This is a genomic window from Acidithiobacillus thiooxidans ATCC 19377 (genome assembly GCF_009662475.1).
Lineage (GTDB): Bacteria > Pseudomonadota > Gammaproteobacteria > Acidithiobacillales > Acidithiobacillaceae > Acidithiobacillus > Acidithiobacillus thiooxidans.
On the sequence record NZ_CP045571.1, the window covers coordinates 1,226,572 to 1,239,820 of the forward strand.

Genomic DNA, 13,249 nt, shown 5'->3' on the forward strand with positions numbered 1-13,249 from the left:
CTGACGCATGGCAAATTATGGAATTATATCTTTGAAAAGAAATAGCCCAGACTCTGGTGCTGGTAGGGAAAATCTGTGGCCACCGGAGGCACGCTGGCTTCACGCCGGTATTGCTGTCGGTGTAACCATTCAACTGTTTTCCTCCTTATGGATGACACCCGATTGGCAACACGCAGATTATGCCAGTTTCACGCAGTTACTGTTCAGCTTTCATGCCTGGGTGGGTTTGACTACTGCACTTTTCCTGCTCTGGCAGTGGCTCTGGATTGCCACTTCCGCAAGGGTACGCCAGCAATTTTTTCCATTAACGGGTCCCTGGCAACCGGTTTTTAATGACCTTCGGTTACTTTTGCACGGAAAACTTCAATCTCCCGGCCCAGCTTCTAGACTTGCTGCCCTGATCCATGGGCTTGGTCTGCTTCTGGTCAGTTGGATGGCCCTTACCGGTACGATAATTTTTTTCTTTCTACCCCAGGGAGGTACGCCCCCTGGAGCGGTGCTGCAAACTCTGATCCCTTTGCATAAAGCTTTGTCCAATCTGGTATGGGCTTACTGGATTGGGCATGTGGGGATGTTTAGTGTGCATTTGCTGCGCCGCGATCGCATTCTTGATATTTTCCGTCTGGGTAGTTAGTTGTTAACACTGGCGAACGGGTGCATGCATCAGTCACTGAATGGAGCGAGAAACTAAATGAAAAATGCAATGAAAATTTTACTGTGGGGATTATTCCCTGTTTCACTGGCGGCTTCAGCGGGTACGGCTGCCCAGGAAATAAATCTCAGCGTGCAACAAGCTTACCATGTGCCCAATACGCTCATGGTTGCGCAGTTGCAGGCCAGTGCCACCGGGCCAAATGCTGCAGATCTGGGGCAAAAAGTGAACGCAAAAATGCGTTGGGCCTTACAGCAGACGGGGAAAGCTGATCATGTCCAGGCGCAGACGATGAATTATCACACGCAACGTGATTATGTGGATGGTAAGCCCGATGGCTGGACCGTACAGCAGACTTTGCAGGTCAGCGCTCCACAATCCTCCCGGCTGGATCAGCTCCTGGGAGATTTACAATCCCGTCTGGAGCTGGTTTCCATGCAGGCTGCCCCTACTGAAAGTGCCCGTGAAAGCGCTGCAACAGCAGCAGCCCATCAGGCTATTCAGCGCTTTAAGCAGCGTGCGAATAACTTTTGCAAGGATTTTGGTTATGCGCAAAGCGTGCTGAATTCTGTACAGATTAATACGTTACGCAGTTCTCCCGGGCCAGTGCTGATGATGGCGGCGCGTGCTCCCGTGGCCAGTGCGCCCGGTGAATCGGCGATGTCTGTGGAAGTTTCCGGTTCAGTGTGTTGTCTGAATGGACAGTGACGGGCTTTTTAGGCGATGACTATCTTGTAATAACCGGATTGATGGCCGTATCTGCGCAGGAAGGAACAGGTGTTGACCAAATCACCCTGCCTTCCTTCAGGCTGCACCAGCCGCTCAGAACGGCGTTCAATGCCCGGGGATAAATTTCGTGTTCGGCAGCAAGAACTCTTGCCGCCAGCCTGGCCGGGTCGTCATCCGTATGGACAGGTACGGCAGCCTGAATGATGACCGGGCCGGCGTCCAGTTCCGGGATGACAAAATGGACGCTGGCACCGTGCCAGCAGACACCCTGAGCGATGGCGCGGGCATGGGTATGCAGACCGGGAAAGGCGGGCAGCAGGGAAGGGTGAATGTTGACCAGCCGTCCCAGATAGTGTTCTACAAAAGTATCTGTCAGTTGCCGCATGAAACCGGCAAGTACCACCAGATCCGGAGCGTAGCGGTCAACCTGCTGCTGCAGCGCAGTATCAAACTCGGCGCGACTGGGAAAGTCACGATGGTCTGTGACTTCGGTGGGGATACCTGCTGCCTGAGCCATCATCAGTCCTGGGGCTTCGGCCCGATTGCTGATGACTGCGGCGATTTCCGCATCGGCTATTTGTCCGGTCTGACAGGCCCGCAGGATGCTTTGTAAATTGCTGCCGCGACCGGAAATCAGCAGCACCAGTTTTTTAGTCAAGAAAAACTACCCCGTTATCGGTCTGACGGAGGGCAAGCTGACCAATGACATACGCTTGCTCCCCGCTGGCCTGCAGGGATTCCAGAGCGTTTTGCCGGGATTCCCAGGGGACGATGGCGACCATGCCAATGCCGAGGTTGAATACCCGCCGCATTTCTTCGGTACTGACTTGACCTTGCTCCTGCAACCACTGAAACAGCGTAGGGATTTGCCAACTTTGGGGGTTGATGTGGGCGCTCAGCTGGGCGGGCAGGGAGCGGGGCAGATTTTCGTTGAGTCCTCCGCCAGTAATGTGAGCGAGAGCATGAACGCTGACGACCTTACGCAGATTCTGGATTGCCTGCACGTAAATCCGGGTGGGACGTAGCAGGAGTTCGACCAGGGCTTCGCCATTTAACTGAATATGCGCATGAGCACCACTGCGGACCAGAATTTCACGAATGAGGGAGTAGCCATTACTGTGGGCGCCGGATGAGGCGATGCCGATAAGGGCATCCCCTTCCTGACAGGCATCACTGCTCAATATTTCGTTTTTTTCGACGATGCCGACCGCGAAGCCCGCCAGGTCATAATGACCGCCGGGGTACATACCGGGCATTTCGGCGGTTTCGCCGCCCAGTAGGGCACAGCCCGCCTGACGGCAGCCTTCGGCAATTCCGGTGATGACGGCTTCGGCTACCGCCGTGTCCAGTTGTCCGCAGGCGTAGTAATCCAAAAACCAGAGGGGTTCAGCGCCGGAAACCAGGATGTCGTTGACACACATGGCTACCAGATCAATGCCAATCCCATCATGCTGCTGGGCTTCCAGGGCCAGCAGCAATTTGGTGCCGACGCCATCGGTTCCTGATACCAGTACCGGTTCGCGATAACCGGTGGGCAATTCAAAAAGTCCACCAAAGCCGCCAATACCGCCAAGCACTCCGGGGCGGTGGGTACTGCGGGCGAGGGGCTTGATCCGGTCAACCAGCGCATTTCCTGCGTCAATGTTGACTCCTGCACTGCGATAGCTAAGCGGTTTGGGGCTGTCCACAGCAAGTTCCTCCGTCAATTTCGGGTCATGTTATGAGGGGGGCTGGCTGCTGTCAAAAGAAAAGAGCGGCCAGGCCGCTCTTCACTCAGACGCCACAAGTCATGGGGCGTCAGGGTTACCCCGCTAACCGATCAGAAGCGCTTGAAAATCTGTCCGCTTCTGGCTGCCTGGAAGCGTGCTTCAATGACACTCCAGTTCATGTTTTTGTGGAGTGCTGCCAGGTAATCGCCACGCCCCAGGGCTTTCCAGTCAACCATGTAGGCATGTTCAAACACGTCTACAATAACCAGGGGGACAAAGCCACCAATGTTGCCATCTTCGTGTAACTGGACGAAATGGTTGTTGATCTGGCCGGTAGTCCCATCGTAATAGGCAATCGCCCAACCAATGCTGCGGCTTTTGGCTGCAGCCATGAGGTCTTCGTGCCAGGCTTCGGCGCTGCCGAACTGTTCGGTGACTGCAGCCTTGAAACCGGGGGCCTGATCCATACTGACGCCGGGTTTCATCTGGGCGAAGTAGTATTCATGCAAAACCATGCCATTGTATTCAAAACCAAAACGACGACGACGGTCGGCATAGGTCAGGGAGGCGGTTTTGCCAGCTGCACGCATTTCTTCCAGTTCTTTGTGCAGGGCATTACTCTGGTTGACATAGCCGGTGTACAAGCCCCAGTGATCGTTGATCTGGGCGTCGGAAATGCCGTCAAGACCGCTGGGCTTCAATTCTTCACGTACTTTATATTCAGACATTGCTTTACTCTCCTGCTGGTCGGTTGGGAATGAATCCCTGTGATTGTAGTCAGTGGCAGGGATGGCTGCAAACGACCTGCTGGTCGTCTGACGGTGCTGAAGCCTATTTGCAAGGTTTTATAGAGCAGGAAGGTAGATAAGAATCTGCTTGACAGCCAAGGGTCCCTTGCCTAGCTTCTGGAGTCATGCCAAGCCATGATAGTTTCCCCTGGGTAAGCCCTGAAGGCTTCCGATTTTTGTCGTTCAGGCGCTGCTGATGCTCGCTAATGGCCAGATGCGCTTGCCTTTGGGGTTGCGAAGTGGCGCAACGCTTGATGATTTTTGTCCAGAACCCAACACTGCGGCATTGAATGCCGTGCGGAGTCTGCTGGTACGGCCTGCACCCATGTTTGTTCTTTATTTGTATGGCCCGGGAGGGGTTGGTAAAAGCCATTTATTACAGGGTGCTGCCCAAAGCGATGCAGGTTGGATACCTTATATTGAATGCGCCGAAATGATGCAGTCCTTTGTAGACCTGGCGCTCCCGGAAACTTTTTCCAGTCTGGTGGATGCGCCTTTGGTCTGTCTGGATAATGTGGACGCCTGGGCCGGTCAGGTGGATCAAGAAAAATTTTTGTATGACCTTTACAATGAACGTTTTCATCGAGCCCGGCCTTTGCTGCTGGCGGGTCGGGAAGCATCCCGGCAACTCGTCTGGACGCTGCCGGATTGGGCGAGCCGGTTCAGTGCCTGTGTGCCAATGGCTCTGCAATTACCCGATGATCTACAGCGGCAGCATATTTTACAGACCATGGCCCGGCGTCGCGGCTTACGCATGGACCGGGACGTTGCCCGGTATGTGCTACGCCATCAGTCGCGGGATATGGTCGTGCTGGAGTCCTTGCTGGAGATGCTGGATGCACGTAGCTGGGAGCAGCAACGCCAACTGACCATTCCATTTATTCGTCATTGTCTGGACAGGGAGGCGTCTTCGTGAGCACCGATCAGAAAGAGGGCCAGCAGTGTTTTGGTAAAAAGGAAGATGGTCCGCGCCCGCTGCCTCATGCCCGTAGGGGATTTGTGCTTCGTTTTGGCTTTCGCTGGTATCGGGCCTGGCATGGCTTCTGGAAAGATGACTGCATTGATCGGGCTGGTCTGCTGTCCTATACGACTTTATTCGGTTTGATTCCGCTGGCAGTGCTGGTATTCAGTATGTGGAATCTGGTGGGTTTCAGCGTGATGCATCGCACACAGGTGGATCGTCTGATATTGCGCAGCTTTGTTCCGCAGACGGGTTATACCATTCTTCATGAAGTGAATTTACTGGCCGCCAAGGGTGCCCAACTGGGGTTGCTGGGGGTAATCGGTTTGTCGTTGACGGCTGTGTTTCTGCTGCACGCGGTAGAGCGGCATCTGAACGCCATCTGGGGGGTTGCACCCCATTGCTGGTGGTGCCGGGTTTTGCGTTATCTCGCCATGCTGGTCGTGGCGCCCCTGAGTGTGGCCTTGCTCCTGCCCCTGCTGGGGCCTTTACAACCCTTGTTAAAATATCTGGGGCATATTCCCGTGCTGCCGCCGTTTTTCAGTCATATTCTGACTTTTTTGGTGGTGACGGTGATGATGCTGCTGCTCTACAAGATTCTGCCGGCGGCAGCGCCGCGCTGGCGTGATGCGCTGCTGGGGGGTATGACGGTAGCCTTTTTGTTTGAGCTGGACAAATTCGGGCTATCCGCCTATTTGCGCTTCTCGACTTTTGAAACAGTTTACGGGGCTCTGGGCGCTTTTCCGGTGTTTCTGCTCTGGTTGTATATGGCCTGGGCCAGCATTTTATTCGGCGCGGAGATGGCTGAAGCGGGTGTTTATTCTAACCAGAACGCGCTCAACCCGGCTCATAAACCAGCCGCACCCGTGAAGACGGATAAATGACCGTTGAGAATTCTATGCCGACGCCGCTCGTGTCGACGTTGACGTTTTCGCAGACAAAAACGATTTCACCTTTTTCGACTTGCAGCAGCTCCCGCTCCTGGGGGCCGGACATGGCGGCCGAAATGGTGGAGCGCATGCGGGTATAATCCTGTATGCCATGCTGGCGCAGGGATTCAGTGATACCGCGTCCGGCGTGCAGATCATCCACCAGGGCCAGCAGGGCTTCCCCGAAAAAAAGATGTCTGGCAATGGAAATGGGCTCTTCACCGACCCGGCCAAGGGTTTTGATCATGGCAACCTGGGAATATTCCGGGAAGACGCCATATTGCTGAATGCGCGCCAATTCAGGCAGCTCGGCCAGATTCAGTATGGCCGCTTCGAGAATGTCATTTTTGCCGGGTTTATTGTACTTTTTGACCCATTCCGAAAAGCGCGGCCTTTCGACCAGTTCATAGTCAAACACATGCTTGGCAACAAAACTGCCGCGACCATGCTGTATGCGCACTTTGCCCACGGCCGCGAGTTCCTGCAGGGCGCGGCGCATGGTGTGGCGATTGACTCCGTAAGCCTTGGCCAGATCCGCCTCGCCGGGCAGTTTCTGGTTTTCGACAAGTTCACCGGAATCTATGCGGGCCTGCAGATCATCGACAATTTGTTTCCAGATGGTGATTCCGGGGACGAACTGCACTTTGCTGGTGCTGATCATGGGCGTTCCACCAAACCGATGAGGCTGTGCACACATTGTTTGATGGCCTCTTCCAGCAATCCATCATTACGGATGGTGGTCATGGGCAACTGCTCCGGCAGGGGAATGTGACGACGCAGGCGGTCGTTGATGGATGCAGCACTTTCACGATGGCGTTTTTCCAGGCGGCGGCGAATTTCCGAGGGCGAAGCGGTGATATATAAAACATGTCCACCATGTTCCGCAAGCAGGTCATTCAATACCGTGCGCGAAACATTGGCAATGATGATCTGCACAGCGGCGTTTTGGGGCTGCAATTCCGACCGGGGCAGACCGTAGGATAGCTGGTGCGCGTCCCAGGTTTTGGCAAAATAACCGGATTCAGTGTGCTGTCTGAATGCTTCGGCACTGATGTTGATTTCTCCAGCCTGTGGAGTATTGCGGGTAACCATTCGCCGGGCGAAATAAAAACGTGGGTCATTTTTCAGTGTGGCTTCTGCGCCGCGAATAACTGAATCCTTGCCCGCACCGGAAGGACCCACTACCAGAACCAGCAGGGGCTTCATGATTTATTTTGGCGGGGGGCGGGTATCGCCGGAGCGAGGGGCAGGCGACGCAAAAGGGTGAAGGGTGCGTTCGGGTCTGTTTCACAGGCTAATGCGAGGCTCTGCAAGCGGCGTGGCCGCCAGGGGATGTCACCAAAATACTCTTTGGCGATTGTCAGCAAACGCGTGTCCGGTTGCTGGTCACTGAGCGTCATGTGAAAAACAAACTCTTCAAATACATATGGATAGCCCCATCGTTCCAGGTATTCTCGGTGCTGGGGAAGCTTTAACTTCTGGCTTCTTGCCGAAATTTCCTCGTCAGTGTAGGGCCGCCGCCAGGGTTCCAGGTTGCGCACGCAGGCATCTGCCAATGCGTGCAGTTCAGGACAGGGCTGGCTAAGACGCAGAGCAACAAAGCCTTCATCCTGAACCAATTGCAGGGGAGGCAGGAAAAAAGCCGGGGTATCTGCGAGCTGTTGCTCCAGCTTTGCGATCAGCTTATCCAGGTTACCCTGCAAGGGCATGGGCGCTTTGATGGTGGCATGGAAGCCATAACGACTGGCGCGTCGTGAAGCCTCTGCGAGGCCATGAATCGGGGGTCTTTGTCTTGCCTGCGCAGTTTCGGAATCCCAACCCAACCAATGGCTACCTGCTATCCACAGGGGATCATCGGCTTCTGGTACATAATAAATGGCGACACGCATGGATTCAGGCAATTCTTTCACCGGCTTTCCAGACTGCACGCAATAAAGGATGGTTGTCGAAATCGCGCACCCGGAGCAGGTCGCCGCGCATGCCGATTTGCAGCGCGCCACGATCTTCCAGCCCGAGCATGCGCGCCGGGGCGAGGCTGACCATCTGCACCGCTTCAGGGAGCTTGATCAGGCTCATGCGGGTCAGAGCAAAGGCCGCTTCCAGCATGGCGTGGGGGACGTAGTCCGAGGCGAGCACATCCACCAGTCCGGCGGCAACCAGATCGCGTACGGCGACATTGCCGGAATGGGAGCCACCGCGCACCACGTTGGGGGCACCTGCGACGGTGGCCATCCCCAGTTTTCTGGCTTCCTGTGCCGCTTCCAGGGTCACCGGGAATTCGGCAATGCGAATACCCTCTGCGGCGTTTCGGCGAACTTCTTCGGCGGTGCGGTCGTCATGGCTGGCGATTTGCAAACCCATCCCGTGCAATTTTTCGAGAAGATAATGCCGATTGATCTCACTATGCATTTCCCGACGCTGCTGGGCTTCCACAATCATCTGGTCCAGTTCGGCCTCGCTGTATCCATCACCACGCCGTCCTTCGCGGAATTTGTCGAGATTGGCATGCTGGCCGACGCCGGGGGTGTGGTCCATGATGCTGATCATGTGAACCGGGGCCTGAGCCATTGCTGTTTCAAACAATTGCTGCATGTTGGGTGTCGGGAGTTCACAGCGCAGATGCAGCACATGGTCGGAACGTAATAACCCTTGTTCATCCAGAAAAGTAAGATCTACGACCGCATCGCGAAGGGTCTGGATACGCTGGCTTTCAAAGCCGGCATCTCCGACACAGAGGGCATCTGCCACAGTGGTGATGCCTGCGGCCGCACACTGGCTGTCATGGGCCAGAAAAGCGGAACGGGAAGGCCAGCGCACGTTGCTGCGCGGCTGTACCTGGCGTTCGAGATTGTCGGTGTGCACATCCACCAGTCCGGGCAACAACCAGTCGCCCTGTCCGTCTTCACTGCCGGGTCGGGGATGCGGGTCTTGTTCCAGCGCTATGATTTTGCCGTTTTCATCCAGGGTCAGAGCGCCATGAACAATGCGATCTTCCAGAACCATACGGAAATTACTGAAGGTCAGGGTTTTCATGGGACAGGCTCCGAAAAGGATGGGATGGAATATTGGCGATCAGCCACCTGAGCGATAAAGTCGGGGTCGTGAAATGCCGCCAGCACCGCCCGACCGGTTTTTTTGGCTTGAAGAATCTTGTTTTTGACCGCTGTAGCATTGCGACCATCCAGGGAAGCGGTCGGTTCATCGAGCAGAATCAGGGGGTGTTGACCGACAAAAGCTCTGGCCAGATTCACCCGTTGCTGTTCGCCCCCGGAAAAGGTGGCGGGAGGCAGGGCGTGCAGGTGTTGCGGCAGATTCAATTCCAGCAATATCTCAGTGGCGCGTTCCATGGCCGTTTGCGTATCAATGCCCTGATCGGCCAGGGGTTGCGCGACCAGATCCAGGGTGGAGACTCTGGGAATGACCCGCAGAAACTGACTGGCATAAGCCATGACCTGTCGCCGCAACGCGATGATTTCGCGGGGGCTGCTTTGCAAAATATCCACCATACTCAGCCCGTTGCGCAGGCGGATGGCACCGGATTCTGCCCGATAATTCCCATATATTGTTCTCAGCAGGGATGATTTTCCACTACCTGAGGCGCCGACCAGCGCGACGCATTCACCGGCAGCAACGCTCAATTGTATATGGCGCAAAATAGGCAGATTCAAACCACCACGCAGATGCAACACAAATTTTTTGCTGAGTTTTTCAATTTCCAGAATATTCATGCCGGGAGCACCGAACTGACCAAAAGTTGGGTGTAAGGATGTTGCGGATCATCCAGCACCTGATCGGCCAGCCCTTCTTCGATGATTTCGCCCTGACGCATGACCGCAATGCGCTGGGCGAGGAGGCGGGCTACTGCCAGATCATGGGTAACCAGCACTACCGCCATATTTTCCGCAATAACCAGTTTGCGGAGCAGGTCCAGCAAGGCGGCCTGTACGGAAACATCCAGACCGCTGGTGGGTTCGTCCAGATAAAGCAGGGCGGGCTGGCTGATGAGTGTGCGGGCAATCTGCAGGCGCTGCAACATGCCGCCGGAAAAAGTTTCGGGTAAATCATCCAGGCGGGTCGGATCAACTTCCACTTTTTGCAGCCAGTACAGGGCTTCCTCGCGCAATTGGCCATAATGGCGCAGGCCCATGATCATGCGTCTTTCGACGATATTGCCGCCGGCGCTGATTTCCATGCGCAGGGCATCGCGGGGATTCTGGCAGACAAAGCCCCAGGCCGTGCGTTGCAGATGCCGGAGTGTCTGTCTGCTGAGTGCAGAGACAGGACGCAAGCCCAGATCCGGAGTGCTGGCCTGTATTGCACCCTGAGTGGGCGACAAGGTGCCGTAAAAGAGGTTCAGCAAGGTGGATTTGCCCGAACCACTTTCGCCAACAATGGCCAGGACTTCGCCGGGATATAATTCCAGAGACACCTGACGAATCACTGGCTGCTTGCCAAAGTGAAAATACAGGTTTCGGGCGACCAGTGCAGGTTGGATGTTTACTGGCATGATGGTCGCCCGCAATAGTCGGTGTCGGAACAGACAAACTGTCTTTTACCGCTGTCATCGAGAATGATTTCGTCCTTGTAGGAGCTGGTCGATCCACACAGCGCGCAGGGGGCTTGCGCCTGCAGCGGAGTAAAGGGGTAATCTTCAAAGGCCAGAGGCACGACGCGGGTATAAGGAGGAACGGCGTAGAGGCGTTTTTCGCGCCCGGCTCCGAATAGTTGCAGGGCAGGGTTCATGTGCATTTTCGGGACATCAAAAGCCGGAATGGGAGAGGGCGACATCAGGTACCGGTCATGCACCATGACCGGGTAATCATAGCCGATAGCCACGCGGCCATAGCGGGTAATGTGATCATAAAGCTGTAAGTACATCAGGCTGTAATCGGCCATGGCGTGCAAAATCCGGGTTTCCGTGCGGCGTGGTTCCAGCTTGAAGAGCGGCTCAGGCATGGGGACCTGATAGACGATGATCTGGTCGGCACGCAGTGCTGTTTCCGGGATCCGGTGGCGGGTCTGGATGATGCTGGCCTGCCGGGTGTCGGTCGTCGTGGCGATTCCGGCTACGCTTTGGAAAAAATGCCGGATGGAAACGGCATTGGTGGTGTCATCGGCGCCCTGATCAATGACTTTGAGAATATCATCCTTCCCGATAATGGCGGCAGTTACCTGGATACCTCCGGTTCCCCAACCATAGGGCAGAGGCATTTCCCGGCTGGCAAAGGCAATCTGGTGACCGGGAATGGCAACGGCTTTGAGCAGACTGCGGCGGATGGCCCGTTTACTGTTTTCATCGAGATAGGCAAAGTTATAGGGCATCATCGTGTTTTACCGTTGTGCCGGGCGATTGGGCGCGCAGAGCCCGTAATGTCGAAATTTCACTCTGAAAATCCACATGGTGGGGAAGTTTCAGATGTTCCACAAAACCGGTGGCTTCCACATTATCACAATGACTGAGCACAAATTCTTCATCCTGTGCGAGCGCGTCCACCTTTTCGCCAAGTTCCTGAGCGCGCAAGGCACGATCGAGCAATGCCATAGCGATGGCCTTGCGTTCATTGTGTCCGAAAACCAGTCCGTAGCCTCGGGTAAAGGTGGCCGTGTCCGGTGAGTCTCCCTGAAACTGGTTGATCATCTGGCATTCTGTCATTTCTATGCTGCCGATGCAGAGGCTGAAGCCCAGTTCTGGCGGGCAGATTTCGACATTGACGGAGCCATGGCTTAATTCGGCAATAAAGGGATGGTTTTGCCCATAGCCGCGTTGGGTAGAGTAGGCCATGCCGAGCACAAAACCTTCATCCGCCCGCGCCAATGTTTGCAGGCGCTGGGCACGACTGGCAGGAAAACCGGGCGGGATTTGGGTGATGTCCCGATTTTCGGCATCTGCTGCTTCGGTAGAGCTCTTTTCAATCAGACCTTCTGTTTCGAGAAGTTCCATGACGCTGGTTTTGTTCAGAGTGGCTTTTGGAGGGATGCCGGAGGTGGCGGAGGCAGCTTCTGCTTCTTCCTGCGCGGGCAGGTTCTGAAAATAACCGAGCAGACGATGGGAGTAATCATAGGTGGCTCCGAGTTGCTGGCCGCCGGGAACGTCCTTGAAGGCAGCAGATATATGTCTTTGCAAATGGGCTTGGCCGAGATTAAGAGGAAGCGAATCCAGAAAACGACTTAATGTGGCGCGGTAGGCGCGGACGATAAATACCGCCTCGATACTGTCGCCCTGCGCTTGCAGAAGGGCTTTTGCGGCAATATCCCGGTCGTACAGCGAGGCTTCGGCCATGATGCGATCAATGCTCAGATGCAGGTGCCGGGCGATTTGTGCCTGCAGGTCGTCAGGATTTGCTGCATTTCTTTCGGCAACCATCTGATGGGCGGCGTGAATGGCCTGGGCACCTCCTTTGGCGGCTACATAGGACATGACTTAATTCTCCCTGTCTGCATGAATGCTGATGGAGCGGGGCAGGCAAAGACATTCATTCCTGCAGCATAAAATCAGATCTATCCCGCGAGGATAAAGGCCCTGCTGCTTATGCCAGAAGTTCACGAATCCGGGTGCGAGCCGGGGGGCGGCTGTCCGGCTGCTGGCAATGCCGGGACCAGTCAACTGCAGAGGCGCTCCATCGCTCAGGCTGTCCAGCTCCAGAATCAGGGTGGCGCCTTTTTCCGGTTCTTCTTCACTGCCAATATTCAGCAAGTTTTGATCCCAATCCCAGTGCTTACCCGTGCCAAGGGCAAATACAGCTTGTTCTGGTGAACTGATGGGGACCCGACAGTGCCTGAGTAGCCAGGGCGCTACAGATTCCGGCATCTGGAAAACGCTGATCGGACTGGCACCATCCAGCAGGCTCAGGCAAATAGCCGCACAGGCAGGAGATAAGGGGGCTGAAGACAGTCTGTCAGACCATTCTGCTGTGTCGAACGCAAAAGTTTTACCGGGTGCGGACATGGCATTTAACAGGGTTCTGAAAACCTGCTGATTTTGCCCGCTGTTCATGCGCGCATGTTTTCCATGCTGAAAAACTGAACCTGGGTACGCTGCATTTTATCCACGACTGCCTGTTCATTGCGTAGGCGTTTTTGTTGCAAGGGCTGGATTGCCCGATGCCACAGATCTTGAAAACGGGCGGAATCTTGCAGCAAGGCATCCCAACGGGCGGCCCACAATGCTCTTTCAGTTTCCTGCCCCAATATCCAGGAATATCCGGTATGGCCTTGGGTATCCTCCACCATACAGCGGGTGATGCTGCATTCTCCCACCGGAAAAGGTGACCCGTTTCCGGCAATGCGTCCGTAAATCATGATGCTGCCAAGTTCCGGGCCTGCCAATATCTGATAATTTGGCCAGCTTTTAACCATGGCTGAAATCATCTGGATATCCTCCAGGCTGGCTACCGCCAGTTCCCGCATCCAGTCTGGGCGTTGTGCTACTGAATGCGTGAGGGGTGTGGGGCTGTTGGGCATATCCATCTTGATCTTGTATA

17 protein-coding genes are annotated in these 13,249 nt (G+C 55.2%); 4 read left to right on the forward strand and 13 right to left on the reverse strand.

Annotated features, from left to right (window positions below):
• Positions 1–31 precede the first annotated feature (31 nt).
• A complete protein-coding gene (locus GCD22_RS06315; RefSeq protein WP_031569658.1) occupies positions 32–634 on the forward strand; it encodes a cytochrome b/b6 domain-containing protein in 603 nt (200 codons plus the stop codon).
• 69 nt (positions 635–703) lie between these two features.
• Complete coding sequence (locus tag GCD22_RS06320; RefSeq protein WP_162175873.1) at positions 704–1,360, forward strand: SIMPL domain-containing protein; 657 nt, start codon at positions 704–706, stop codon at positions 1,358–1,360.
• A 19-nt stretch (positions 1,361–1,379) separates the two neighbouring features.
• Here GCD22_RS06320 and purN read toward each other — a convergent pair whose 3' ends face one another.
• From purN to GCD22_RS06335, 3 genes are all read right to left on the reverse strand, one after another.
• On the reverse strand, positions 1,380–2,039 hold the full coding sequence (gene purN, locus GCD22_RS06325; protein ID WP_031569654.1) for a phosphoribosylglycinamide formyltransferase: 660 nt from the start codon (positions 2,037–2,039) through the stop codon (positions 1,380–1,382).
• The gene (gene purM, locus GCD22_RS06330; protein ID WP_031569652.1) at positions 2,032–3,069 is read right to left on the reverse strand and encodes a phosphoribosylformylglycinamidine cyclo-ligase; all 1,038 of its coding nucleotides are present in this window, start codon (positions 3,067–3,069) and stop codon (positions 2,032–2,034) included. Before purM ends, purN begins: the two co-directional genes overlap by 8 nt.
• Before the next feature lie 131 nt (positions 3,070–3,200).
• Positions 3,201–3,818, reverse strand: a complete 618-nt coding sequence (locus tag GCD22_RS06335) for a superoxide dismutase (protein WP_031569650.1) — start codon at positions 3,816–3,818, stop codon at positions 3,201–3,203.
• A gap of 256 nt (positions 3,819–4,074) precedes the next feature.
• On the opposite strand from GCD22_RS06335, the gene hda reads away from it, so the two are divergent.
• Positions 4,075–4,794, forward strand: a complete 720-nt coding sequence (gene hda, locus GCD22_RS06340; RefSeq protein WP_031569647.1) for a DnaA regulatory inactivator Hda — start codon at positions 4,075–4,077, stop codon at positions 4,792–4,794.
• A complete protein-coding gene (locus GCD22_RS06345; RefSeq protein ID WP_081577556.1) occupies positions 4,791–5,723 on the forward strand; it encodes a YihY/virulence factor BrkB family protein in 933 nt (310 codons plus the stop codon). The genes hda and GCD22_RS06345 overlap by 4 nt, the downstream gene beginning before the upstream one ends.
• Here the strand turns inward: GCD22_RS06345 and GCD22_RS06350 are convergent.
• Genes GCD22_RS06350 through phnG form a run of 10 tightly spaced genes read right to left on the reverse strand, consistent with a single transcriptional unit; the run spans position 5,677 to position 13,235 of the window.
• On the reverse strand, positions 5,677–6,429 hold the full coding sequence (locus GCD22_RS06350; protein WP_010639152.1) for a GntR family transcriptional regulator: 753 nt from the start codon (positions 6,427–6,429) through the stop codon (positions 5,677–5,679). The two genes, GCD22_RS06345 and GCD22_RS06350, sit on opposite strands and share 47 nt — an antisense overlap.
• Positions 6,426–6,974, reverse strand: a complete 549-nt coding sequence (locus GCD22_RS06355) for a ribose 1,5-bisphosphate phosphokinase PhnN (protein ID WP_010639151.1) — start codon at positions 6,972–6,974, stop codon at positions 6,426–6,428. The genes GCD22_RS06350 and GCD22_RS06355 overlap by 4 nt, the downstream gene beginning before the upstream one ends.
• On the reverse strand, positions 6,971–7,678 hold the full coding sequence (locus GCD22_RS06360; protein ID WP_237747382.1) for a DUF1045 domain-containing protein: 708 nt from the start codon (positions 7,676–7,678) through the stop codon (positions 6,971–6,973). The genes GCD22_RS06355 and GCD22_RS06360 overlap by 4 nt, the downstream gene beginning before the upstream one ends.
• On the reverse strand, positions 7,662–8,801 hold the full coding sequence (locus GCD22_RS06365) for an alpha-D-ribose 1-methylphosphonate 5-triphosphate diphosphatase (protein ID WP_031569638.1): 1,140 nt from the start codon (positions 8,799–8,801) through the stop codon (positions 7,662–7,664). The genes GCD22_RS06360 and GCD22_RS06365 overlap by 17 nt, the downstream gene beginning before the upstream one ends.
• Complete coding sequence (phnL, locus tag GCD22_RS06370) at positions 8,798–9,496, reverse strand: phosphonate C-P lyase system protein PhnL (protein WP_031569636.1); 699 nt, start codon at positions 9,494–9,496, stop codon at positions 8,798–8,800. Before phnL ends, GCD22_RS06365 begins: the two co-directional genes overlap by 4 nt.
• Entirely contained in the window at positions 9,493–10,275 is a 783-nt protein-coding gene (locus GCD22_RS06375) for an ATP-binding cassette domain-containing protein (RefSeq protein WP_031569634.1), read from the reverse strand. The genes phnL and GCD22_RS06375 overlap by 4 nt, the downstream gene beginning before the upstream one ends.
• Positions 10,266–11,093 (reverse strand): alpha-D-ribose 1-methylphosphonate 5-phosphate C-P-lyase PhnJ, encoded by an 828-nt coding sequence (locus GCD22_RS06380; protein WP_031569631.1) that lies wholly within the window; start codon positions 11,091–11,093, stop codon positions 10,266–10,268. The genes GCD22_RS06375 and GCD22_RS06380 overlap by 10 nt, the downstream gene beginning before the upstream one ends.
• Entirely contained in the window at positions 11,080–12,186 is a 1,107-nt protein-coding gene (locus GCD22_RS06385; RefSeq protein ID WP_031569629.1) for a carbon-phosphorus lyase complex subunit, read from the reverse strand. The genes GCD22_RS06380 and GCD22_RS06385 overlap by 14 nt, the downstream gene beginning before the upstream one ends.
• Before the next feature lie 3 nt (positions 12,187–12,189).
• On the reverse strand, positions 12,190–12,762 hold the full coding sequence (gene phnH, locus GCD22_RS06390; protein ID WP_031569626.1) for a phosphonate C-P lyase system protein PhnH: 573 nt from the start codon (positions 12,760–12,762) through the stop codon (positions 12,190–12,192).
• Complete coding sequence (phnG, locus tag GCD22_RS06395; RefSeq protein WP_024894988.1) at positions 12,759–13,235, reverse strand: phosphonate C-P lyase system protein PhnG; 477 nt, start codon at positions 13,233–13,235, stop codon at positions 12,759–12,761. The genes phnH and phnG overlap by 4 nt, the downstream gene beginning before the upstream one ends.
• Positions 13,236–13,249: the final 14 nt, after the last annotated feature.